This window comes from Xanthocytophaga agilis, from assembly GCF_030068605.1.
In the GTDB taxonomy this organism is placed as follows: Bacteria; Bacteroidota; Bacteroidia; order Cytophagales; family 172606-1; genus Xanthocytophaga; species Xanthocytophaga agilis.
Window position 1 is genome coordinate 127,833 of sequence record NZ_JASJOU010000016.1, and the last position, 23,410, is coordinate 151,242.

Annotated in this window: 21 protein-coding genes; 8 read left to right on the forward strand and 13 right to left on the reverse strand. The window is 39.1% G+C overall.

Features of this window, described 5'->3' with window-relative positions; translation table 11 throughout:
* The first annotated feature begins 100 nt into the window (after nucleotides 1-100).
* A complete protein-coding gene (locus tag QNI22_RS32585) occupies nucleotides 101-607 on the forward strand; it encodes a hypothetical protein (protein ID WP_314517533.1) in 507 nt (168 codons plus the stop codon).
* An 80-nt stretch (nucleotides 608-687) separates the two neighbouring features.
* Here the strand turns inward: QNI22_RS32585 and QNI22_RS32590 are convergent, their stop codons facing one another.
* The 4 genes from QNI22_RS32590 to QNI22_RS32605 form a co-directional block, all read right to left on the reverse strand.
* Nucleotides 688-2,544 (reverse strand): ABC transporter ATP-binding protein, encoded by a 1,857-nt coding sequence (locus tag QNI22_RS32590; RefSeq protein ID WP_314517535.1) that lies wholly within the window; start codon nucleotides 2,542-2,544, stop codon nucleotides 688-690.
* Nucleotides 2,545-2,700: 156 nt separating this feature from the next.
* Nucleotides 2,701-2,943, reverse strand: a complete 243-nt coding sequence (locus tag QNI22_RS32595; RefSeq protein WP_314517538.1) for an NUDIX hydrolase — start codon at nucleotides 2,941-2,943, stop codon at nucleotides 2,701-2,703.
* On the reverse strand, nucleotides 2,940-3,098 hold the full coding sequence (locus QNI22_RS32600; protein ID WP_314517541.1) for an NUDIX hydrolase: 159 nt from the start codon (nucleotides 3,096-3,098) through the stop codon (nucleotides 2,940-2,942). Before QNI22_RS32600 ends, QNI22_RS32595 begins: the two co-directional genes overlap by 4 nt.
* A 119-nt stretch (nucleotides 3,099-3,217) precedes the next feature.
* A complete protein-coding gene (locus QNI22_RS32605) occupies nucleotides 3,218-4,240 on the reverse strand; it encodes a hypothetical protein (protein ID WP_314517543.1) in 1,023 nt (340 codons plus the stop codon).
* Between the two features lie 278 nt (nucleotides 4,241-4,518).
* On the opposite strand from QNI22_RS32605, the gene QNI22_RS32610 reads away from it, so the two are divergent.
* The gene (locus QNI22_RS32610; protein ID WP_314517546.1) at nucleotides 4,519-6,378 is read left to right on the forward strand and encodes a M61 family metallopeptidase; all 1,860 of its coding nucleotides are present in this window, start codon (nucleotides 4,519-4,521) and stop codon (nucleotides 6,376-6,378) included.
* 44 nt (nucleotides 6,379-6,422) lie between these two features.
* Here the strand turns inward: QNI22_RS32610 and QNI22_RS32615 are convergent, their stop codons facing one another.
* Nucleotides 6,423-7,094 carry a DUF2306 domain-containing protein gene (locus tag QNI22_RS32615; protein ID WP_314517547.1) on the reverse strand — a complete coding sequence of 224 codons (672 nt, stop codon included), beginning with the start codon at nucleotides 7,092-7,094 and terminating at the stop codon, nucleotides 6,423-6,425.
* 140 nt (nucleotides 7,095-7,234) lie between these two features.
* A complete protein-coding gene (locus QNI22_RS32620; RefSeq protein ID WP_314517549.1) occupies nucleotides 7,235-8,068 on the reverse strand; it encodes a LytR/AlgR family response regulator transcription factor in 834 nt (277 codons plus the stop codon).
* 306 nt (nucleotides 8,069-8,374) lie between these two features.
* Here QNI22_RS32620 and QNI22_RS32625 point away from each other — a divergent pair, with 306 nt between their 5' ends.
* Together QNI22_RS32625 and QNI22_RS32630 are read left to right on the forward strand one after the other, a co-directional pair.
* The gene (locus QNI22_RS32625; RefSeq protein ID WP_314517550.1) at nucleotides 8,375-9,310 is read left to right on the forward strand and encodes an alpha/beta hydrolase; all 936 of its coding nucleotides are present in this window, start codon (nucleotides 8,375-8,377) and stop codon (nucleotides 9,308-9,310) included.
* Between the two features lie 265 nt (nucleotides 9,311-9,575).
* The gene (locus tag QNI22_RS32630) at nucleotides 9,576-10,604 is read left to right on the forward strand and encodes a hypothetical protein (protein ID WP_314517552.1); all 1,029 of its coding nucleotides are present in this window, start codon (nucleotides 9,576-9,578) and stop codon (nucleotides 10,602-10,604) included.
* Nucleotides 10,605-10,694: 90 nt separating this feature from the next.
* On the opposite strand, the gene QNI22_RS32635 is transcribed toward QNI22_RS32630, so the two are convergent.
* Nucleotides 10,695-11,780, reverse strand: a complete 1,086-nt coding sequence (locus QNI22_RS32635) for a fatty acid desaturase family protein (RefSeq protein WP_314517554.1) — start codon at nucleotides 11,778-11,780, stop codon at nucleotides 10,695-10,697.
* A gap of 466 nt (nucleotides 11,781-12,246) precedes the next feature.
* Here QNI22_RS32635 and QNI22_RS32640 point away from each other — a divergent pair, with 466 nt between their 5' ends.
* Both QNI22_RS32640 and QNI22_RS32645 read left to right on the forward strand, forming a co-directional pair.
* Entirely contained in the window at nucleotides 12,247-12,513 is a 267-nt protein-coding gene (locus QNI22_RS32640) for a hypothetical protein (RefSeq protein WP_314517557.1), read from the forward strand.
* A gap of 69 nt (nucleotides 12,514-12,582) precedes the next feature.
* The gene (locus tag QNI22_RS32645) at nucleotides 12,583-13,752 is read left to right on the forward strand and encodes an acyltransferase family protein (protein ID WP_314517560.1); all 1,170 of its coding nucleotides are present in this window, start codon (nucleotides 12,583-12,585) and stop codon (nucleotides 13,750-13,752) included.
* Between the two features lie 52 nt (nucleotides 13,753-13,804).
* Here QNI22_RS32645 and QNI22_RS32650 read toward each other — a convergent pair whose 3' ends face one another.
* Both QNI22_RS32650 and QNI22_RS32655 read right to left on the reverse strand, forming a co-directional pair.
* The gene (locus QNI22_RS32650; RefSeq protein ID WP_314517563.1) at nucleotides 13,805-14,557 is read right to left on the reverse strand and encodes an acyl-CoA desaturase; all 753 of its coding nucleotides are present in this window, start codon (nucleotides 14,555-14,557) and stop codon (nucleotides 13,805-13,807) included.
* A 283-nt stretch (nucleotides 14,558-14,840) separates the two neighbouring features.
* A complete protein-coding gene (locus QNI22_RS32655; protein ID WP_314517564.1) occupies nucleotides 14,841-15,881 on the reverse strand; it encodes an RluA family pseudouridine synthase in 1,041 nt (346 codons plus the stop codon).
* Nucleotides 15,882-15,978: 97 nt separating this feature from the next.
* On the opposite strand from QNI22_RS32655, the gene QNI22_RS32660 reads away from it, so the two are divergent.
* A complete protein-coding gene (locus tag QNI22_RS32660) occupies nucleotides 15,979-16,908 on the forward strand; it encodes a 1-aminocyclopropane-1-carboxylate deaminase/D-cysteine desulfhydrase (protein ID WP_314517566.1) in 930 nt (309 codons plus the stop codon).
* A 4-nt stretch (nucleotides 16,909-16,912) separates the two neighbouring features.
* Here QNI22_RS32660 and QNI22_RS32665 read toward each other — a convergent pair whose 3' ends face one another.
* The 4 genes from QNI22_RS32665 to hemE form a co-directional block, all read right to left on the reverse strand.
* The gene (locus QNI22_RS32665; protein WP_314517567.1) at nucleotides 16,913-17,041 is read right to left on the reverse strand and encodes a hypothetical protein; all 129 of its coding nucleotides are present in this window, start codon (nucleotides 17,039-17,041) and stop codon (nucleotides 16,913-16,915) included.
* Between the two features lie 118 nt (nucleotides 17,042-17,159).
* Nucleotides 17,160-17,564 (reverse strand): response regulator, encoded by a 405-nt coding sequence (locus QNI22_RS32670; RefSeq protein WP_314517569.1) that lies wholly within the window; start codon nucleotides 17,562-17,564, stop codon nucleotides 17,160-17,162.
* Between the two features lie 387 nt (nucleotides 17,565-17,951).
* Entirely contained in the window at nucleotides 17,952-18,647 is a 696-nt protein-coding gene (pssA, locus tag QNI22_RS32675; RefSeq protein ID WP_314517571.1) for a CDP-diacylglycerol--serine O-phosphatidyltransferase, read from the reverse strand.
* A gap of 258 nt (nucleotides 18,648-18,905) precedes the next feature.
* Complete coding sequence (hemE, locus tag QNI22_RS32680) at nucleotides 18,906-19,934, reverse strand: uroporphyrinogen decarboxylase (RefSeq protein ID WP_314517572.1); 1,029 nt, start codon at nucleotides 19,932-19,934, stop codon at nucleotides 18,906-18,908.
* A gap of 260 nt (nucleotides 19,935-20,194) precedes the next feature.
* On the opposite strand from hemE, the gene QNI22_RS32685 reads away from it, so the two are divergent.
* A complete protein-coding gene (locus QNI22_RS32685; protein WP_314517574.1) occupies nucleotides 20,195-23,278 on the forward strand; it encodes a PVC-type heme-binding CxxCH protein in 3,084 nt (1,027 codons plus the stop codon).
* The last annotated feature ends 132 nt before the right edge of the window (nucleotides 23,279-23,410 follow it).

Here is a 23,410-nt window from a genome sequence, read left to right on the forward strand (position 1 = left end):
TGTTACCATAAGGAAGAAATATTCTAAAACAGTACTGTCTTTATGAAGAGAATTCTCTCTCTTTTTGCCTTTCTCAAAAACGTTGATTACTTAAAACCAAATGAACTATCTGTCACTTAGTATACTTTCTACCCTTTTATTCCTGATAAACAGTTGTAACCAAAAACAGAATTACCAGTATGATACGTTTACAGTAGACACCACTTTGAGTAGGCAACTCGTTTTTCGCCTTATGGATAATGAATATGAGTTACTAAACTTACTTGATAAAGATACAATACCTCGTAAAGCTACCTCTACTGTAACCATAGCAGTACTGCAAGACTCTCACGATCGGATGTATACAATGGACAAGCTCAGATGTGAAGCTAGTCTCAAAAAAGATACCTTGCGGATTACGATCGGGTATGCAGATGGTTTTACCGGAGCAGGGATCAGTGTAAGAGCAACTGGAAATACATTTAATACGTTACCGTACCAATTTTATGATGTGATTACTGGCGAGAAAGAACCTATTATCCATAGTGAAAAACAAAAACTGATGCTCAATAAAGCAGCCTACCAGGTAGGGATAGCCTATACGGCCACCTTTACTTACGAACCATAGATACAGACAGCGTCAAAAAATATGCATCAGGCTTTTTCAGAACAGTTGTAACAAAAGAAGAATAAAGGGTAAAATGAATTTTATTGATACCCCCTCGCCTGTAATCTGAATAGCTCAGCATAGCGACCATTGACTTGCAGCAGTTCCTCATGACTACCAATTTCCAGTAATTCGCCATTGTCCAGCACCAGAATCCGATCAGCCATACGAACCGTAGAGAAGCGGTGTGATATCAGTACAGCCGTTTTCCCCTGAGTGAGTTCTGCAAAACGCTGAAATACTTCGTATTCGGCACGGGCATCCAGAGCGGCAGTCGGTTCGTCGAGAATCAGAACCTGTGCATCACGCATGTAGGCACGCCCCAGGGCTACTTTCTGCCACTCCCCTCCTGATAGTTCTACTCCATCACCGAAGCTACGTCCCAACATCTGGTCATAACGGGCAGGCAGTTTCTCGATTACATGATTGGCCAGGCTTTGCTGTGCAGAAGATTCAATGCGCGACAGGTTTTCTTTATCTCCAATCTTGCCAATAGCAATGTTGGTTCCGGCAGTCATCTTAAATCGTACAAAGTCCTGGAAGATTACGCCTATATTTTCACGCAAGTCTTTCAGATCATATTCCCGCAAGTCGCGTCCATCCAGTAAAATTCGTCCTTCTGTTGGATCATACAGACGCGCCAGCAACTTTACCAGTGTTGTTTTTCCAGCTCCATTCTCCCCTACCAAAGCCAGCTTCTCTCCCGGATGTAAGGTAAAGTTCAGGTGTCGGTTCGCCCATCGTTCTGAATTATGATACCGAAAGCCAACATTCTCAAAAACAAATCCCTGTTGAATTGGACGGGGAAAAGGCAGGGCATTATCGAGAGAAGCGATATTGGGCGTTATATCAAAATATTCAAACAGATCACGTAAATATAGAGCCCCTTGTGATACACTGGAGAAACGAGACAATATACCTTCCAGCAAACTACGCAGTTGTCTGAAGGAACCTGCCAGAAACGTCAGATCCCCAATTGAGATCTTCCCTCCTATAGTCCGCCAGATAATAAGCACATATGCCGAATAATAACCAATTGTTCCAATACCGGAAAGCAAGCTACCCCACGAAGCTCTCCGGATAGATAAACGTCTATTCTGTGTATAAAACTGCCAGGATAGTTCTTTAAACCGATTAATCAGAAAATCGGATAGTCCAAATATCTTCACCTCCTTCGCCGATTCGTCACTAGCCCCCATATAGCGCAGATAATCCAGTTCCCGACGTTCAGGAGTCCACCCTCTCACCAGCGAATAACTCTTCTCATTGAAATAGTTCTCACCCAAAAAAGAAGGAATTACAGCCAAGAGCAAAACCATAATCAGCCAGGGATTAAATGCAACCAGTCCACCTGCCAGAAAGAACATTGTGATGGAATCCTGTACCTGACCGAGCACCTGAGATAGCAGCACCGTACGGCCAATAGTCTGCTGACGAGCCCTCTCCAACTTGTCATAAAATGTAGGATCTTCAAACTGTTCCAGGTCCAGTGTAGCTGCATGCTCCATAATCTGGACAGAGGTCTTGTTGGCAAACAGATCACCCAGCAAACTATCTATCAAGGCAATGGATCTACCCAAACCATCTGATAGGATAGCTAGCCCTAGTTCTGCACCAATAAGCCACCACAGTTGTTCATGATCAGCATTGGATTGTTTGGTCTGAAGTATTACCTCATCTATAATTAATTTACCAATGTAGAGTATTAGTACAGGTATAGCAGCCCGAAAAATACGTAAGATAACATTGGCAATAAATAAAGAGGGAGAGGCATCCCAAACCATGCGAAAGAAAGCAGGCAGGTTGCGTAAAGCACCTAGCCGTTCCCGTAAAGTTACTTTCTCATCAGTTTCATTACCTGGTCTGCCACTACGACCAGTACTAGAGCGAATCGCCATGTATAAAAATCTACTACGTTAAAACCCGATTGGATGTACGAATAATGACACACCATAGGTGTAACAAATTTTCCAGGAAAAAGATCATACACAAAAAAGGTCTGAACAGATGTCCAGACCAGCAAGATATTCTTGACCATTGTATTCTATACAATATCAGGAAAGCAAATCCTTCTCTTTCAAAAAGTCAAATATGAGTTTATCCACTTCTGAAATTTTGTCCTTATCGCTATAATTTAACCAGGTTATTTCTTCAATTTCAGAGGCAGCACTTATCTCTCCAGTATATTCTGCCATATAACAGGTCATTTGTACCATGGCTCCTTCCGGATGCCCGTGTGCCTGCGCCTGAAATACTCCTACTAATTGCAGCGTATCGTTAGTCAGGTTAATACTCAACTCCTCATTGATTTCTCTGCAAAAGCTTGTACATCAGTTTCACCAAGTTCTCTTTTTCCTCCGGGAATATAGTATTTGTCTTTTCCAGAGGTTCTGGTAGAAAGGATAGATTTATTTTTTAACTCAATCCAGGCAAGTTTGTCAATTGTTTTCATGTAGTTAACAGGTGAAATAGTTTGATACCAATATAAAGCAAAATAGTAAAAAGACTGTTAGTCAAGTACACGAAAAAAGCCCGACTTGTAGCCGGGCTCCTGTATTGAATAGATAATAATTATTTAATGTCATTTAGTTTTGCTCTTACCTGCTCCACTACCTTTTTTTGTTTCTCAATTTCTTCCTGGGCTTTTTTCTGTTCTTTCAGATTGGCTTCTATTTCTTTAGGTATTCGCTCTCTGTCTGCCGCATTTTTTGCCAGCTTGTTTTGCAGGTCTGTTTTCTGTCGACCGTTCTTTTCCTGATCCTTACGAAGACTCTCTCCGGTTTTGATGGCTTTATCTCTTTCTTTTTCACGGGCTTTCAACTCTTTTTCAGAAGCCTGAATTTCCACAGGCATATCCTTTTTCTTCTTTCCTACATAAACTACACCAGCCGAATCCAGTGAGGACTTTACAGAAGTCATAACAGTCTGCTGCTTCGTATAGGCTTCCACAGTCTGTTTTTGCTCGTCCTTGTTCAAGATAATGTCACGAACCAACTGGATAGAATCATTATGGTTCTTTACCATTTGCTCATCATAGCTGATCTTGTCTTTTTTGTTTTCCTCCAGATCTTTTTGAAGGTTTTCACCTTTGCGCACCAACTGCTCATTAGTACGAATCCGCTTATCAAGTTCTTTCTGTGCTACTTCCACCTCACGATTCACTTGTTCACGATACATTCTTACACCAAAATCGTGCAACAAGTCTACAGCTGAGGAATATTTTGAATGTGCAGGATCTGTAATAAAGGCAGCATCGTCTTTTAAGGAATAGAAAATAGTTGTAGCCCCATCACTACTGGTAACTTTGCTGGTAATAGCTATGGGAGCAAATGAAAGATTTGGCATCTTGCCTACAGCAACGGAATATACATTCTTGCTGCCTTTGGGAGTTTCAACCTTGCCATATTCTTTCAAAAATTCTTTCCAGCCTTTGGTCACATATTTTTCATCAATATATAATACAGTTTGCACGCCTTTTGCTTCATTACTGATAATAAATTCAGTAGCAGGCTTTACTGTAACTGTCTGAGCCTGTAAGGTAAACAAGGCACCTAACAACAGTAAGCTCGTGCTCAGCGTAAAAAAGATTTTCATAGTAAATACATTTAAACGAATAACTATTTTTAGAACATTCAAAAGTATAAATTTTTATTCAGGTTCGTCGTTATTATCATAATATCCGTATATATTTCTGATCACCGCTTATCCGGGGTCACGTCCGTTTATTGCAATGCCTTACTATAAATTATAATTATTCTCTAATTTGCAATATTGCACACAAATTGTACCATTAAAGTCTCCACGTTATCGTTGTAGTATTTTAATTTTTGACAAAACATTCTCATTTTAATCATTTCTTGAATTTGTTCTCAATGAAAAAAATTCTGTTCAGTTGGGTAATGAGCCTGACAATCGTTGTTACGGCATGGGCAGTGGAGCCACCCAAAACTCCTTTTTATCAGTTTACGATTGACCTTACCAAAGTAAAGCAAGATAAGGTAGGTGTTAATCTTATTGTTGCACCCCAAACCAAGAAAGAAGTTACCTATTACCTTCCCAAAATAGTACCAGGTACTTATGCAAACTATGATTTTGGCCGATTTGTTTCCGAATTTCAGGCAAGAGACAAGCAAGGCAAACCGCTACAAATAGAAAAGGTAGATGAAAACAGTTGGAAGATTAAGCAAGCGAACCTGTTACATCGGATCAGCTATACAGTAGAAGATACCTGGGACACAGATCTTGAGGGCGAGTTTGTATTTGAGCCAGGTGGGACAAACATTGAAGAAGAAAAAAACTTTGTTTTAAATACACATGGCTTCTTTGGCTATCTTGATGACCAGAAACGCGTATCCTACGAGGTGAATGTAGTGAAACCTGCAGGTTTTTACGGATCTACACCCTTAAATACTTCCAAAGTAACAGGAAATACAGATACATATCTGCTTAATTCCTACAATGAACTGGTAGACTCCCCAATGATGTATAACAAACCTGATACTACTATATTAAAGGTAGGTGGCGCAGATATTCTGATTTCTATTTATTCACCTAATAAAAAGGTATCTGCTAAAGAGGTAGGAACAAACATTGGTCCTATGCTGGAAGCACAAAAACAGTATTTAGGTGGTAAATTGCCTATTAAGAAATATGCCTTCCTGATTTATTTGTTTGACAAACAACCTAAGTCCGGCAAACTGGGAGCACTGGAACACTCCTATTCTTCTCTATACTGCCTACCTGAATATAGTGCAGCAGAATTGTCTCAGACCATTCGGGATGTGGCTTCACATGAGTTCTTCCATATTCTGGCACCGTTAAGCATTCACTCAGAGCAGATTCACTATTTTGACTTCAACAAACCTCAAATGTCCAAGCATTTGTGGCTCTACGAAGGAATGACTGAATATTTTGCAGGCCATATGCAGGTAAAAGAAGGTTTGATTGATTTGCCTAAATATGCAGAGATGATACGTGATAAGTTTTATGCTGCAGATCAATACAATGATTCTCTTCCGTTTACAACCATGAGCAAAGGCTGTCTGGATGTATATAAAGACCAGTACGACAACGTGTATCAGAAAGGTGCGTTGATAAACCTTTGTCTGGATATCAAATTGCGCCAACTATCAGGTGGGAAGTATGGGGTACAAAACTTAATGGCAGACCTGGCTAAAAACTATGGCAAAGACAAGCCATTCAAAGATGAAGAGTTATTTAGTGTTATTACCAAACTTACCTATCCTGAAATCGAAACATTCTTTAAACGGTACGTGGATGGTCCGGAACGTCTGCCTCTGGAAGAATGCTTTGCCGCTGTAGGTATCACATACAAAGCCAATGGAGGTAAAGTGAAAACTATATCTTTGGGTAACATAGAGATGGGATTCAATGCCGCTACCAAACGTCTGGTGATTGCCAGCACAGCCAAGATGAATGATTTTGGCAAGAAGATGGGCTATCAGGAGAAGGATGAAATTGTCTCTATCAATGGCAATAATGTAACTATCGAAAATGTACAGCAGGTATTTACAGAGTTCAGAGAAAAGACCAAAGAAGGAGATAACCTGGAAATGGTAGTAGCTCGTCAAGGTGCAGATGGAAAAGAACAACAGGTGAAACTACAGGGCAAAGTACAGTCAGTAGAAGTAGAACAAAAACATTTGTTTGAACCAATGGCTAGTCCTACAGCAGAACAAATTGCTCTGCGAAAAGCATGGATTAATCAATAAAAATATAACAAAAAAGCCTTCCTGATATCAGGAAGGCTTTTTTGTTATGCCACCTTCATCTTCTTACGATAGTATCGGGTCCAGACACCAATTCCTATTCCCCCTATTACTCCAGGAGCTATCCAGGCTACTAGTGGAGGGATAAATTCTACTTTGGCAGCATTTACCACACAAAAGGCTGTTAAGGTTGCCAAGTAAGCCCCCATAATGCGACCCATGTGTAGGAAAAACCAAGCCGTTTTCTCCGGAATGGCCTTCTTGCGGTAGACCTGTAGATCATGTGAGGCAATACGAGCATAAAAAACGCCAAAGACTGCATAGAGTATAGCAAAGGATGTATTGCCTGCTGTAAAATTCCAGACTGCAAGCCCAATCATACATATACCTGCCAGAAGGCCTATTCCCGAAATAATCCAATCGTTCAGCGTTGGAAGAATTTCTTTTTTCTGTTTAGTTGCCTGTACTCCCGTATAGGTCAGATAAAAGCTAAATATTCCAATAAACGCCAGGAATAGGAGAAACGGACGATACGGTTTGATTATGTATGTGACTAATGCCGAAGAAGAAACCAGATACATAGCCCATACATAAATACGTCCTGCATTGATATGTAACTTACCTCCTTTTTTAGCAAACATTGGAATCAATCCGACAGTAAGGGCGGTAAAACCTGCCAGAATGTGAATATAAAGTGTTAGTTTTTGTAAAGCTTCCATGTGAACAAAATGTGTTTTTTGGTTTGGTCTCTGCAAAAGTAGAAGGAGGATTGGGAGCCCGCAATAGCAAAGGGATAAGCAGGCAGGCTTTGGGACAATTGACACGAAATGGGACTAAAAACAAGCTTTTGGGACGTTTGTCAAGCTTTCTGAAGTACCTCAAGCACTTGTTTAGCATATTTTCGTGCTACAGGTATAGTCTCTTCCAGCCCTAAAAGATGAAGTTTGTATCCTTGTGCATTACCTGAAATACGTGTTACCTGTTCCAGATTTACAATATATGAACGGTGACATCGGATGATATCCGATACAGACACCTGTGACTCCAGTCGGGTAAGACTACTTCGGATTAGCTCTTTGGTGATTCGTCCCTCTGTTTGTATACACACCGTACAATAATTATCCGCACTTTCTATATATAATAGCTGAGAGGACTTTACTATTAACCGATCTTTTTCATTCTCTGCAATTAATTCCACTACGGAGAATTCTGGATAAACAGGGGAATGTATCTCAACAGGTTTGGAATAATGTCTCAGCCGGACAATGTAATTTGCCAGAACAAAGCCTGTTGTTGGAAAAATACCAATGGAGAAAGTAGTAATAGCGGTAACCAGGAAGTTATGAAACCGGAATGTTGCGGTATCCAGTATCCACATATTATAAAGGTAATTTCCTATGGTAACACTAAGTAGAATAAAAACTACCCAACCTATTTCTTTCCAAACTTTCCAGCTTTTTTCATTAAAAAATGAAATCCATTGCAAACGAATTCCATAAAAATCAATCAATAATACGAGTATTGTTACCAGACCATATCCGGCAATTTTGAGAACCTTGCACTCAGTATTCCATTGGTAAATTCCAAAAGGCTGAAAGAACACTAAAAATCCTGCCACAAACAATCCCGCCAACACAATTCCTATACTATCTCTTTTTGTTACTTCCCGAAAAGGATATGGTTGATTTAACATACATCAGATACTAGCTAAACAATTCATACAAAGAAACACCACGAAGATAAGGCGAATCAAGGATTCTTACTCATTGATGAAATCACATTGACAAACTTTTAACCTATTTACTAACTTAACGCTCTATGAATCAACGCAATTCAATAGAAAAAATCAGATAACAAGGATTTTTATATTCCGCAACTTTAGGACTCTTCTCTCCTATTATAGAACAAATTCTAGTTTACTTTTTGATAAACTAAAGGAACCATTGTATCTTTTGCCTCCTATCCAATCTATCAGATCATATTTACACCTGATGAACGTATGCAACTAAAACATTTTATCAGTTTATCTTTTTTATGTATTTTGACCACTACGCTTTTTGCTCAAACTCCTGCTATAACCGTGTCAGCTACAGTTCCTGAACCCATACTACTCTGGCCTGAAGGCGCTCCGGGAGCCTTGGGAGATACTGATGAAGACAAGCCAGCCATTTATCCCTTTCCCGCTCCCAAAGAAACAGCTACCGGGGCAGCAGTGCTAATCTGCCCCGGAGGCGGTTATATTAATCGTGCCATGGAGCATGAAGGCTATGACTTTGCCCGCTGGTTTAATCAAATGGGCATCACAGCTTTTGTACTCCGGTATCGGGTTAACAATGCAGAGCACAAAAAGTACGGATACCCACATGCTTTCCATGATGCGACCAGAGCCATGCGAACCATACGTAGCCGGGCTAAAGAGTGGAGTATCGATCCTGATAAGATTGGGTTAATGGGTTTTTCAGCAGGTGGGCACCTGGCTTCTATGCTGGGTACACACTTTGATAATGGCAATTCCAAAGCCAAAAACGTATTGGACAAAACTTCTTCACGTCCCAGCTTTCTAATGCTGATTTATCCGGTTATCTCCTTCGCAACCCCTTATACCCACCGTGGATCAAGAGATATGCAGATTGGTCCGGACTTGGATTCAACACTGGCCGAATATATGTCTACTGAAAACCATGTGACCAGCTTTACCCCTCCTACCTTTCTGATGTATACAGACGATGATCCGGTACTTGCAGACAATGCAGTCTTATTCTACATGGGTTTACGTAAAGCAAAAGTCCCTGCCGAACTACATATATATGAAAAGGGTGGACATGGTTATGGTATGGCAAATGGCGTAGGCAAAGCACCTAACAACCCTATTCTGGCAACCTGGACAGACCGACTTAAAGACTGGCTCAAAAACAGAGGAGTTGTGAAAAAATAGAAAGCTAGTTTAATAGTTATATTTTAAAAAGTGAGGTTGATGTAGCCTGTGATACTACATCGGCCTCACTTTTCCATTTATAATAAAACTCTTCTATAATAAAACTCTTCACATTATATAATAGCCTCTATCCATTATACCAATACCATTGGGTCAAATGAAGATCTGTGTATTCTATTATCAGACTTCATGAGGACTATCCATTTTTATATCGTATTTTTAATGAATGACATTTATGAAATACCCACCAATACCAAAAGTTAGTATGATAAAATTGTCTGTAAGAGTAGTCGTTCTTCTTCTGGCTCTATCGGCAGCTTCCTGCAAAAAGGATGATGAATCTGTAATGAAAATAGAACCTATTGTATATGTTGGGGGCACTGTACAGATAGGTAATAGCTCCCAGGTAAAATATTGGAGAGATGGAATAGAATTTCCTATGGACACAGATACAGATGGTATTGGTTTGTCTTTGTTTGTAGATGAGTATGAAGTATATATAGCAGGACAAGGCCCTACAGGACCCAATATAGCTGCAAAATATTGGAAGAATCAACTGGCTGTTAACCTTACCAAAGAAACAACTTCATATATTAATGAGATTCTTTCCATAGCCAATTCCATTTTTGTGTTTGATAAAAATGTGTATGTAGCAGGCAGTGAATGGAATGGATCACATCTTATAGCTAAATACTGGAAAAATGGAATACCTGTTGACCTTACAGATGGCAGTAAAGATGCAGAAGCTACTTCTGTTTGTGTGGAAGGTGGAAATGTGTATACAGTGGGTTACGAACGAATTGGACCAAATAGTATAGCTAAATACTGGAAGAATGGAAAAGTTGTAAATCTGACAGATGGTTCAAGTAGTGCTTATGCACAGGCCGTAACTATTGTAAATAATGATGTCTATATACTGGTCAATGATTCCAGGAGTGGAATCAGCTATTGGAAAAATGGAGAAAAGGTAAAGGTGACCGATAGCGAACCAAAAACAATTGCTTATGGAATCTTTGTATCAGGTTTGGATGTGTATGTGGTAGGAGGTGAATGGAATGGAAATGCGTATCAGGGAAAATACTGGAAAAACGGACAAGGCATCGACATCAGAGATGGAGACAATTATACAGTAACTAACTCTATTTACATTTTTGATGATGATGTCTATATAGGTGGCTATGTATCTCCATATGGCAAACTAGCTACTGCAGCCTATTGGAAGAATGGCGTTATTACCAAATTGACAAATGGTGTTAATCCTTCTTACACTTCTGGAATCTATGTTTGCAAGTAACTACATAGCAGAGTCTTTTCAGAGCATAGTAAATACAAATGCCTTCCAAAAATACATACTTTTGGAAGGCATTTGTATTACAGGACTTTATTAAACTAATACAGGTGCTGGTTGTTTTCCAAGTTCTTTCATCATGCGAACATGTGAAACCAGTGCGCCACTCATAGTAGAAAACTCATGATAAGGTAAGTTATACTCCTCACAAGTTGCTTTCACAATATGACTAATTGCCGGATAATGTATGTGACTAATACGAGGAAATAAATGGTGTTCTACCTGATAATTTAATCCACCCACAAACCAGGATATAATCTTATTACCTCTTGCAAAGTTTGCAGTTGTACGAATCTGATGTACAGCCCACTCATTCTCTATTTGAAGAGGCTCAATACCTGCAAATTCAAACTCTGTATGTTCAACAACGTGAGCTAATTGAAATACTACCGCCAATGTAAGTCCCATAGTGATATGCATGAAAGCAAATCCGATGGCCCAGGCTTGCCAACCCACTAAATATACAGGAACAGCTATATAGAATATAGCATAAAGGACTTTACTTACCCAGAAAATGATATGTTCATTTCTATCCATTTTTTGGAGTGGAGTAGTAAATACTTTCTGTTTGAAGTATTTATTAAAATCCATCAGAAATATCCAGGCAAACGAACTGATTGCATAGACCAAAAACACATAAAAGTGTTGGAAACGATGTGCCGGAACCCAGGTCTGCGTCTGACATTGACGCATTAAGGGGCTTTTGGCAATATCATCATCTACACCATCTACATTGGTATAGGTATGGTGTACAATGTTGTGCTTGAACTTCCAGATAAAAGCGTTACCTCCTAAAGCATTTAGTGTTAGCCCTAAAAGATCATTCACCCATTTTTTGCTTGAATAACTTCCATGGCAGGCATCATGCATAACATTGAATCCAATACTTGCCAGAACAAACCCCAGCAAAGCGCTCAAGGCTATGCCTGGCAAAATAGACATTGGAACAGTCAGCAATAGTAAGTACAAAATTATTGCAGAAGGAATTAACACTGCCGTTTTTAGGTAAAGCCTCCAGTTTCCATTTTTTTTAAGATTGTTTTCAGAAAAATACTGATCAACAGATGATTGGAGGGCACGATAGAAACTAGTGTTTTTACGACTGAATGTGACTTTGGGCATGAAACCGAGTTAAACCTAAAAGATAAAGAAGAATTAAATTTTAATAGATAGTGGTTGTATTCTTAACGAAGAATTTATCTACAAGGTATGTCTTTATCGCCATATATTTTTAAAAAAATCAAAAATTATCTGGCTTATGTTCAAAAATATCAGTCTAAGAGTAAAATATATTGTTGCTTTTTGACCTAATAATATCTGATAATAGGAGCTAAAAAGGGCTTACTGATGAAATAAAGGCATTTCCTTATAGTTTACGACCACATTAAGCTCTCAGAACTTGTGTATGATTATGGGTAATATACGTATAAAGCAGATGAATAGTTTTGTAAATGCCAAAGGATTGACTTTATTTCTACCAAAATTAAAACTATATATTCAACTATACGTATAATTGTTATCCGCCACTTCACCTAGATATAAAGATAGAGTATACGTTTTGTGTTAATCAAGTTAAACTCCTCAACTGATGCAGATTCATACACTTACTATCTCCAATACAGACGGCGGTCTGACAGATCTTCACATTTGCACAGATCCCGGTATGCCAGCAGCAGCAGGATTATGGATTACAGAGGTGAACTATATAGTGCTTGGCAATGATCGATGGCTCGAATGGAATGAGATCTATGGTCATAGTGAAAAACAAAAAATTTTCCTCGCAAAAGTGGAAAAACATACCTTACAAGATATCGCTCCTACTATAAGTACAATATTTCCCTTGAGAAACCGCTAAAATTTCAGAAAGGATAGGGAAAACAATGTAGAAAGTAGTAAATTTTCGAATTGAAAAAACTTACTATTTATGCAAACCCTTATTTCTACTTCTGAAACCTTAATAAACAAACCGTCTTCTCCGCGATTTCTCTCTCTCGATGTATTTCGTGGTATGACTGTTGCCGGAATGATTCTCGTCAATAATCCCGGAAGCTGGGAATATGTATATGCCCCATTGAGACATGCATCCTGGAATGGCTGTACGCCAACTGATTTGGTTTTTCCGTTCTTTTTGTTTGCTGTAGGCAATGCCCTGAGTTTTGCTATTGGAAAATATGTGTCAGAAGGTACAGGTAAAGTGCTGCAAAAAATCTTTACACGTACTCTGCTGATTTTCGGGATAGGACTGCTACTGAACTGGTTTCCGTTTTTCAAATTACAGGATGGAGAATGGGTTTTCAAAACGTTTGACAAACTCCGGATTTTCGGGGTATTACAGCGAATTGCACTTGCCTACATGGGCGGAGCATTGGTTGTTGCATTTTTTAAACCCAAACAATCCTTTGCTATAGCTTGCGGACTCCTGATTGGTTACTGGATTATTTTACTCAGCTTTGGCGACCTAACACTGGAAGGTAATGCAGTGTTGAAACTGGATAAATGGCTGCTAGGCGAAGATCATTTGTACCATGGGTATTACAGCGAAGTCCTGAAACAAAACATTGCGTTTGATCCGGAAGGACTGCTTAGCTTTATACCTGCAATAGCATCTGTGATATTTGGTTTTTTGGTAGGTCGGTTTATCAAAGAAAAAGGTAACACATACGAAATGCTTTCCAACCTGTTTGTATTTGGCAGCTTAGCTATATTTATAGCCCTGTGCTGGAATATGTTATTTCCTATTAACAAACCTATCTGGAGCAGTTCCTATGTATTTCATACTACAGGCTTGGCAATGATACTACTGGGGGTTGTTATTTATCTGGTTGATCTGAAAGGATACAAAGGGTGGACTAACTTCTTTGTGATCTTTGGCAAGAATCCACTTTTCATTTATGTCTTGTCAGGAATTGTTCCCAAACTTATGTCATTGGTTCCCGTTGGAGATACTAATCTGTCCGGATGGCTTTACAGTGGCGTACTCCAACCGATAGCTGGTGATTATAACGGATCTTTACTATTTGCTATTCTAAATGTACTCTTCTTCTGGTTTATAGGACTGATACTGGACAGAAAGAAAATTTATATTCGTGTGTAAATGAAATATTAGTAATGAAAAAGCCCTGAAATTATCAGGGCTTTTTCATATATTAAGCTTTTACTTTTACAGGCTTGAGCTGAATAATATTTAACCAGCTCAATACTTTTATAATAGGATAAGTTGGATCAAATTCAAACCACTTGGCAGCAAAATTCAGACGATTAGGCAGCTTGTGATGGTTGTTCTGAAATAACTCTCCCATCATCAATACATCCATTATCAGAGAATTTTTAGATTTATCGTGATTATCAAAATTCGAATAACCATACTTGTGACCACTCCAGTTTACAATAGCTCCATGTACGGGCCCCATCAGAAAATGGATAGGTAGCAGGAAGAAAAATGCCCAATGCATATCCAACCATATAAAGGCAGCAATGTAGACCAATACATAAAATGTACCCCATGCAATGCGAGAAGGCCATGAGTCTCCAATATTCTCCAAGGCCTTCCAATAAGGATAATTACGATCAAATTGTGGTTCAGGATCTTTTCGAAAATTTACGTAATCATTATAAATATCCTTTGTTTTCCACATCATTGTAAAGACATTTTCAGTATGATGTGGCGAGTGAGGATCTTTGTCTGTATCGCTATAAGCGTGATGCATACGGTGCAGAATAGCATATCCTCTTGGACTTAAGAAAGAAGATCCTTGAGAAACATAGGTAAGAAGATAGAAAAACTTCTCCCAGAACATATTCATGGTAAACATTTTATGCGCAGCATACCGATGCAAAAAAAACGTCTGGCAAAATAGTGAGATGTACCAGTGAGCAAAGAAAAAAGCAAGTATAATCACTAGAAAAGGGAATTTTATAAGTTAACAACTGAGAATGAATTCACTAATGGGTCTAGACCTGTATGGAAAATGTATGCAAAGTAGCCAAAGAATAAGACTCCTGCAATTTAAATCAGAACTTTTACACCTTTTTCCCAGAGAGAAAATCTGTTGCCCGTATGTCAGATCAGGTATAAACTTGTATTTGTATTTACAAAAAGCTTAAGCTTGAACAAGTGTCAAAGTGAAAAAGTTTCTTTGTTTTATTAAAATACAATTCCACTAATACGACTTCACTGTTCTATTAGTCTTGGGTATTTACATACTTCTCCCATTTTTCAAGAACTGACGAAAAGTCTTCAGGAAGCTCGCTGTCAAACTGCATCCACTGACGGGTTTTGGGATGTTGAAAACCTAATGATTTTGCATGAAGTGCCTGACGTGGAAGAAGTTTAAAACAGTTTTCAACAAATTGCCTGTATTTGGTAAATGTAGTTCCCTTTAGTATTCTGTCTCCTCCATAAGTTTCATCATTAAATAAAGGATGTCCCAGATATTGCATATGGGCGCGTATCTGATGGGTACGTCCAGTTTCCAGATTACATTGTACTAGTGAGATATAACGTAATGCCTTAAGGGTTTTATAATGAGTAATAGCATGTCGACCAATATCACCTTCTGGAAATGCCGCTACAACACGTCGATCTTTAGGGCTGCGGCCCAAATTGACATTTACAATTCCTTGTGGAGGATTCATTTCTCCCCACACCATTGCGTAATAGGTCCGCTCAATACTATGGTCATAAAACTGTCGCGCAAGATGTGCCATTGCTAACTCTGTCTTGGCAACCACCATCAAACCGGAAGTATCTTTATCTATACGATGTACCAGACCTGGTCTGCCTTCACCATTTTGTGTAGTGGGCAGATTTTGAAAATGATAGGCCAACGCATTTACTAATGTGCCTGTCCAGTTCTGGTATGCCGGGTGTACTACCATGCCAGCAGGTTTATTAATCACCAGTACTTCGTCATCTTCATATACTATATCCAATGGAATATTTTCTGGAATAACTTCTGTATCCCGTGGAGGTTCAGGCAGAGATACAGTAATTACATCCAATGGTTTAATCTTATAGCTGGATTTTACAACTTTATCATTGACTTTAACAGACTCTGCTTCGATTCCCTGTTGTACTTTATTACGTGTAGCATTAGGAATACGATCCATTAAAAACTTATCTATCCGTAATAAGGACTGTCCTTTATCTACTACAATACGATAATGTTCATACAGATCTCCATCTTCGTTGATCTCATTATTTTCAATAAAATCATTGTTCATATTTTTTGCTTCATTAAATAGATTACTAACTCAAACATAAAAATCAGCTTTCTTTGCAGTTAGTATACTGCAATTTATTCTATAATACCTCTAAGTTATGTCAGAAGATCTGTTTTATAAACCACCTACGCCCATTCAACCTATTCATAGCTCTGTGGCCGAAAAAGCTGGGGTACAATGGGTGATCAAACGTGATGACCGGATTGATCCACAAATATCAGGGAATAAATGGAGAAAATTAAAATACAATTTACAATGTGCGAAAGAACAGGGGTATAAAACTCTACTGACATTTGGAGGAGCGTACTCCAACCATCTCTATGCAGTAGCTGCTGCGGGTTCCTTATTTGGATTTGAAACAATAGGTATTATACGGGGTCAGGAATTCGCTCAGTTGTCTCCAACGCTTCAATTTGCTCAAAGTTGTCATATGCAACTGGAGCTTTGGCCTAGGGAGGAATATCGTTTAAAGGAAAAATCTGAGTTATTTAAACAGATTCAGGAACACTATGACTCATTTTACATGATTCCCGAAGGCGGAAGTAATGCATTGGCAGTCAAAGGCTGCACTGAAATCATTGAGGAAATAGATATTCCTTTTAATTATGTTAGTTGTGCCTGTGGGACTGGGGGCACTATAGCTGGTTTAATTGCAGGTTTGCATGACAAAAACATTTGCCTGGGTATACCTGTGTTAAAAGGAGGAGACTTTCTGAAGAGTGATATTCAGGAATTACTCTCACAGTATTATTTACAGGAGGGGAAAACTATTCCACCCTTTAGAAACTGGCAGCTTGAAACAAACTACCATTTTGGTGGATATGCCAAAACTACTCCTGAATTAATTTCTTTCATTCATCGTTTCGAACAGGAAAATAACTTTCTGATTGACCAGGTTTATACGGCCAAGATGCTAGCAGGAATAGAAGATCTTATTCTCCAGGGTAGGTTTAAACGAGGAGATACCATTATCTCTATTCACACAGGAGGCTTACAGGGAAGACTTCCTCAATTATCGAACATGTAAGATATTACTTCCAGGCAGACTTATTTCTGGGCGCTTTGGCCGCATAAGACTTTTTGCCACTATGGGCAGGGTCTACAGAGGTACAGGCAACAGAAGTAATAAGGATAAGAGCAATAGCAATACTAGTTTTCATAGCTGTGAAAATAGATAGTGAACAAAATTTGTCAACACACCGATTATATATAAAAAGTAAGTGCAAAGTTATTCAACCTGACACTTACTTCTTTGGTTACGACAAAGTGATGATATAATTAACTGGCCAGAAGGACATCCTGAGAATCAAGGGTAGATTTCCCAAGCAATTGGCGTATACGTTGTTTTAACTGAGATTTGGATAAGGGCTTAATTGCAAAGTCTGTTGCACCAGCATGTATATATAGATTTCGTTCTGTGACTTTATCGAGATCAGACAATATCAAAATAGGGATACTTCTATGGGCAATATTGGAACGTAATTCTTTAATAAAATCGACACTATTCAGGTAAGGCATACCTGCATCTGCAATAATCAGATCAGCGTGGTTTCCTTTTTCCAGCCAGTCTATAGCTTCAAGGCCATCATTTTTTACAATAAGCTTGTATTCACTTCCTAAAACCGCCTCGAATGTTTTTATAACTGCGCTTTCTGTCTGAATTATTAGCAATTTTTCCTGCATGAGAATATCTGTTTACATCTGTTTAACACTAGTACATACTTGTAGCGAAGAGATTTGATTCGCTTCTTTGAAGATAAGTACGCCTAAGAATGAAAATGTAAAACAAGCATATAGCCTCAACTTGTAATTTTGCCTTTATGCCCCGTTAAAACTGAGGGAATAAGCTTCAGAGTTATAAATAAGCTTATGGATTTATAGGGTAAAATGCTAACTAGTAGAAACTAAATATTTGAAAATGAATTATATTTCTTAATTAATCAAAAAAAAAGGTTGCGAATTGGAAATAAACTCTTATAAGTAATAAAAGTAATGGGTTTGTTAAAAAAAGAGGATTAAAACAGGGCTCTGTATTATAAAAAGAACATTTCTGTGATTTTTTATAGAGTTTTAGAATTTAATTAAAGAAAGTAGGATGTACAAAACAATGATTAATGGAAGTGCAGCGAATTGCAGGAAGATGAGTAAACCAAGAGAAAGAAACAGGAACAGGTAACGGACTTTATTATTAGCTATAGAAAAATCTTTGAATTTTAAAGCGAACAAAGGAATTTCTGAAGTCATTAGAAAACTCATTATCAATACATACCCACATAATACAAGCGGATTAAGGATATAGGTGTTCCAGTGAGGATGTTGCCATAAAATGAGTGGCAATGCTCCAACAAACAAAGCATTGGCTGGAGTAGGTACTCCTATAAATGAATCTGTTTGTCGGGTATCTACATTAAACTTGGCAAGTCTCAGCGCTGAGAATATGGTAATCAAAAACGCTATGTAGGGTAGTACAACAAACAATTCCAAGCTATAATCATCTCCCATAAGGCTTTTTTGCAAAAGCTTATATAAGATTACACCAGGCAAAACCCCAAATGTAACACAGTCAGCCAAAGAGTCTAGTTCTTTACCAATAGCAGAATGTGATTTAAGTATTCGAGCAGCAAACCCATCCCCAAAATCAAGTATTGAGGCCAGACCAATCATGTATGCAGCAAAAATGAGATCATTATTAAAAACTGAAACTATACCAACACATCCACAAAACAAGTTTCCACATGTAAAAATATTAGGAATATGTCTTTTCATAGGTAGTGGCAGTGGTTTTAATTTAGTTTAGTATATGCATCCTGTTATACTCTTCATTCGTTGGCTTATAAAACAGGAAGTGCTCAAAGAAACATATTTTCATCTAGCAAACCAAACATACATTACGAGTTCATATGAATATCTCTAGTTTATCATTTTTTCTTTGGCTCTCCCTGATAAGTTAATAAATTATGTCAACTTATTTTAGGAAGGAAGATCATTTAATGAAAAAACCCTGTTGCGAACAGGGCTTTTTCATTAGTGACTATATTCTTTCACTGTTTCAATAAAACAACGGACTTTATCCGGATCTGTATCCGGATAAACACCATGTCCCAGATTGGCAATATGACGTTGAGGGCCAAAAGCTTTCAGCATATTCTTCACTTCTTTCTCTATTGTCTGATAGTCTGCATACAATACACATGGATCAAGGTTGCCCTGAAGTGTTTTGTTGGGCCCTACCAGTTGTCTGGACTCTATCGGGTCCATTGTCCAGTCTAATCCTATGGTATCACATTCCAGCTGGGCTATTTCTTCACGGGCAAACCATGCATCTTTGGCAAAAACCGTTTTTGGAACTCCCTGAATAGCAACACAGATCTGTTTCAGATATGGTAGTGAGAAGGTACGGTATTGTTCCGGACTGAGAATGCCTGCCCATGAATCAAAGATCTGAATCAGATCAGCACCTGCTATAATCTGGCCTTTCAGATACGCAATAGTACTGTCCGTAATTTTTTGAAGCAGTGCATGTGATAATTGAGGATCAGTATATAACATCCGTTTCGCTTTTGAAAACGTCTTGGAACCACTTCCTTCAATCATATAAGCAAATATCGTCCATGGAGCACCTGCAAATCCAATCAGTGGTACCCGGTTATTCAAATTACGTTTGGTAATCCGGATAGCCTCCAGCACATATCCCAGATCCGTTTCTGCATCAGATACTTTCAGTCTTTCCACATCAGCCTGAGTCTGTACAGGATTTGGAAACCAGGGGCCTCTTTTCTCTACCATCTCATAAGGTAATCCCATAGCTTCGGGAATCACCAGTATATCAGAAAAAATAATGGCTGCATCTACTCCCAGAATATCAACTGGTTGTATAGTTACCTCTGCTGCCAGCTCAGGAGTAGTAGCTAAGCCAATAAAACTACCTGCTTTTTCACGTACAGCCCGGTATTCAGCAAGGATACGACCTGCCTGGCGCATCAGCCACACAGGAGTACGTTCTGTTTTTTCACCACGGGCAGCCCGTAGCAATAAATCATTTTTCAATGTCATGTGGCAAAGGTAATTAAGAAGAGTGAATAAGGCAGAAAGAGAACAAAAGAAAAATAGAGTGCAACTAATTATATTCTCTTGCTCTTCAGACATTGTCTATTATTGTCATACAAACAATTATTTGCTAGCAACTCTTAAACAAATCCCATTAATGCTTTAATATGTGCAATAAAATACATTAAATTTACATCTCTTTGTAGAATCCAGGTTATGATTCTTTGACCTTTTTATACACTCTTTTGTATCCTTAGTTATCACTTATGAAAATCACCAAAATTCATGGTGTTTCTGCTGGCTTGTTAGGAATGTTGCTGTTTGCAAGTGCCTATCAGACAAATACTACCACCCGACCACCAGAAACTGTACTGGATAGCTTGTATCGCCAGCTAACCGATGGGCAGAAACGACTTCCTGAAAATGCATTACTAGGCCTTAAAATAGCCGATGGCCTGGATGCTACCTTGTTTGCATCGGAACCTACTATCACCAACCCAACCAATATAGATGTAGACGCAAAGGGACGTGTCTGGGTATGTGAAGCGTATAACTACAGGCCTGCCATCAATGGTAATCCTAGTCACAAGGAAGGCGACCGCATTATGATTCTGGAAGATACCAATGGTGATGGAAAATCGGATGTTAGCAAGGTCTTTTACCAGGGACCCGAAATTAATGCACCATTGGGCATCTGGGTAATGGGTAATAAGGTATTAGTTTCCCAAAGTCCGTATGTTTATTTGTTTACAGATGAGAATGGAGATGATAAAGCAGATAAAAAAGAGATTGTTTTTGAAGGCATAAGTGGAGAACAACATGATCATGGTATGCATGCCTTTGTATTTGGCCCTGATGGAAAATTCTATTTCAACTTTGGAAATGAAGGACAACAGCTAAAGGATAAAGAAAACCGATTTATCAAAGATATAGAAGGCAATGAGATTGCTGTGAAAAACTATAAACAAGGCGTAGTATTCCGTTGTGATGCTGACTTTAAAAATCTGGAGGTACTGGGACAAAATTTCCGGAATAATTATGAAGTAGCCGTAGATTCCTATGGTACTCTCTGGCAATCAGACAATGATGATGATGGCAACAAAGGTGTTCGTATTAATTATGTAATGGAATATGGAAACTATGGTTATACAGATGAGATAACGGGGGCAGGATGGCAAGCTAATCGTACCAACATTGAACCAGAAATCCCTCGCCGTCACTGGCACCTAAATGACCCGGGCGTAGTTCCCAATCTGTTACAAACAGGTGCTGGCTCTCCTACAGGAATGGTGGTATACGAAGGCGCATTGCTTCCAGAACCTTTCCGCAATCAGATGATTCACTGTGATGCAGGTCCCAATGTAGTTCGTTCGTATCCTGTCTCTAAAGATGGTGCTGGTTACAAGGCTTCTATCATAAATATAATGGAAGGCGTACGTGATCAATGGTTCCGCCCATCTGATGTATGTGTAGCACCTGATGGTTCATTATTAGTTGCCGACTGGTATGATCCAGGTGTAGGTGGACACCAGGCTGGTGATCAGAATCGTGGACGGATTTTTAGAGTTGCCCCATCCAACACACCTTATAAGATCCCTACTTATAATCTAAGTACAATAGAAGACGCATTGAAAGCATTGGAAAACCCAAACCTGTCTGTGCGATATCAAGCATGGAATACTATACATAACATGGGTACCAAGGCAGAAAAAGCACTTTCCAAATATTATAAGGCAAATGCTCAGAATCCTCGTATGCAGGCAAGGGCATTATGGTTATTAACCAAAATAGATGGTAAAGGCAAAAGATATGTAGAAATGGCATTAAAAGATGCCAATCCGGATATTCGAATTACAGCGTTACGTGCTGCCCGTGAGTTGAAACTGGATATTATTCCATATGTAAAACAATTGGTCAGTGATCCGGATGCTCAGGTTCGGAGAGAATGTGTGATTGCACTCCATCATAACTCCAGCGCAGAGGCACCTGCCTTATGGGCAAAACTGGCACAACAATATGACGGAAAAGACCGCTGGTATCTGGAGGCTTTGGGCATTGGTGCGGATAAACAATGGGACAGCTATTTTTCAGCGTGGTTAAAAGTAGCGGGAACAGATGCAGATGTTGCAGCAAGCCCTGCCAATCGGGATATTATCTGGCGTGCGCGTACAGGACAGGCGGTACCTCTTCTTGCCAAACTTGCCTCTGAGTCTTCTACAGATGTTGGTCTGCGATTGCGTTATTTCCGTGCATTTGACTTCATTCCAGATGTCAATGCTAAATCTATAGCATTGTTGAAAATGCTGGAAGGCAGTAATTCAGATCAGACTCAGATTAACAAATTAGCTCTCAATCACCTGGACCCTGCTTCTGTTCGTCGTTCTGAAACGGCAATGAATGCCCTTAGAAAGGTACTTACATCTGTGCAGGGTACACAAGAATATCTGGAACTAGTAAGCAGATACGAATTGGAAGAAGAAAATGATCGCTTACTGAAAATGGCTCTGGAAAAAAATGGTGATCGTTTGGGCAGAGATGCTGCTGGGCTTCTGTTAAAACAAAATGGAGGCGGTAAAGTAAGGGAGATTATTAATGGTAAAGATGAAAAACAGGCTGTGGGTATGTTGACTGCCTTACGATCAGTAGGTAGTAAAGAATCTCTTCAAATTCTGGAAGCAACGGCTTTTAACGCTAAAAATTCTTTATCTCTCCGGAGAGAAGCAGCTGGCCGCATTGGCAATAGCTGGGATGGAGAAGAACGGGTACTGACACTGTTAAAAGAAGGCAAAGTGCCTGAAGAACTAAAAGCTTCTCTTGTCAATAGTGTAAGTGGAGCCTGGAGAAAAAGTGTGCGAACTGAAGCGGCCAGCTATCTGGGAAAAACAGCTACAGTACAAAAACATCCTGCACTGGATCAGATGCTGACTATGAAGGGGGATGCTACAAATGGTGTTACCGTTTTTAAAAACAATTGTTCGGTTTGCCATCAGGTAAAAGGAGAAGGAATGGATTTTGGTCCAAAGCTATCAGAGATTGGTAGCAAGTTGCCGAGAGAAGCTCAGTATATCTCTATCATGCACCCAGATGCTGGTATCAGCTTTGGCTATGAAGGGTATGAAATAAAGCTTAAAGATGGTAGTACCATAGCAGGTATCATTGCCAGCAAAACAGAAACAGATCTACAACTGAAAATGCCGGGAGGAATAGTAAGTAACTACAAGATGGCTAAAGTTGCCTCTATCAAACAAATGGAGAGTTCGATGATGCCCTCAGGACTAGCTGATAATATGACTACTCAGGAACTGGTAGATCTGGTTGCCTACTTGGTATCGTTAAAAAAATCGAACTAAGAGGTGATCTAACTTATTTATCAAACTACATATAAAAGCCATGGATAAGTTAGTTATCCATGGCTTTTTCGTAAGAAGGCTGCACCTCTCACAAAAACTAAAATATATAGTGAGACCATACTGAAACGTTGT

Bases quoted from the DNA above. Each gene is read 5' to 3' on its own strand.
- QNI22_RS32620 (WP_314517549.1), bottom strand. From the start codon at position 8,068: ATGTTAAATCAACCATATCCTTTTCGGGAAGTAACAAAAAGAGATAGT.
- QNI22_RS32590 (WP_314517535.1), bottom strand. From the start codon at position 2,544: ATGGCGATTCGCTCTAGTACTGGTCGTAGTGGCAGACCAGGTAATGAA.
- QNI22_RS32660 (WP_314517566.1), top strand. From the start codon at position 15,979: ATGTCAGAAGATCTGTTTTATAAACCACCTACGCCCATTCAACCTATT.
- pssA (WP_314517571.1), bottom strand. From the start codon at position 18,647: ATGAAAAGACATATTCCTAATATTTTTACATGTGGAAACTTGTTTTGT.
- QNI22_RS32645 (WP_314517560.1), top strand. From the start codon at position 12,583: ATGCAAACCCTTATTTCTACTTCTGAAACCTTAATAAACAAACCGTCT.
- hemE (WP_314517572.1), bottom strand. From the start codon at position 19,934: ATGACATTGAAAAATGATTTATTGCTACGGGCTGCCCGTGGTGAAAAA.
- QNI22_RS32670 (WP_314517569.1), bottom strand. From the start codon at position 17,564: ATGCAGGAAAAATTGCTAATAATTCAGACAGAAAGCGCAGTTATAAAA.
- QNI22_RS32665 (WP_314517567.1), bottom strand. From the start codon at position 17,041: ATGAAAACTAGTATTGCTATTGCTCTTATCCTTATTACTTCTGTTGCC.
- QNI22_RS32610 (WP_314517546.1), top strand. From the start codon at position 4,519: ATGAAAAAAATTCTGTTCAGTTGGGTAATGAGCCTGACAATCGTTGTT.
- QNI22_RS32605 (WP_314517543.1), bottom strand. From the start codon at position 4,240: ATGAAAATCTTTTTTACGCTGAGCACGAGCTTACTGTTGTTAGGTGCC.
- QNI22_RS32685 (WP_314517574.1), top strand. From the start codon at position 20,195: ATGAAAATCACCAAAATTCATGGTGTTTCTGCTGGCTTGTTAGGAATG.
- QNI22_RS32615 (WP_314517547.1), bottom strand. From the start codon at position 7,094: ATGGAAGCTTTACAAAAACTAACACTTTATATTCACATTCTGGCAGGT.
- QNI22_RS32630 (WP_314517552.1), top strand. From the start codon at position 9,576: ATGATAAAATTGTCTGTAAGAGTAGTCGTTCTTCTTCTGGCTCTATCG.
- QNI22_RS32655 (WP_314517564.1), bottom strand. From the start codon at position 15,881: ATGAACAATGATTTTATTGAAAATAATGAGATCAACGAAGATGGAGAT.
- QNI22_RS32640 (WP_314517557.1), top strand. From the start codon at position 12,247: ATGCAGATTCATACACTTACTATCTCCAATACAGACGGCGGTCTGACA.
- QNI22_RS32635 (WP_314517554.1), bottom strand. From the start codon at position 11,780: ATGCCCAAAGTCACATTCAGTCGTAAAAACACTAGTTTCTATCGTGCC.
- QNI22_RS32585 (WP_314517533.1), top strand. From the start codon at position 101: ATGAACTATCTGTCACTTAGTATACTTTCTACCCTTTTATTCCTGATA.
- QNI22_RS32600 (WP_314517541.1), bottom strand. From the start codon at position 3,098: ATGAAAACAATTGACAAACTTGCCTGGATTGAGTTAAAAAATAAATCT.
- QNI22_RS32625 (WP_314517550.1), top strand. From the start codon at position 8,375: ATGCAACTAAAACATTTTATCAGTTTATCTTTTTTATGTATTTTGACC.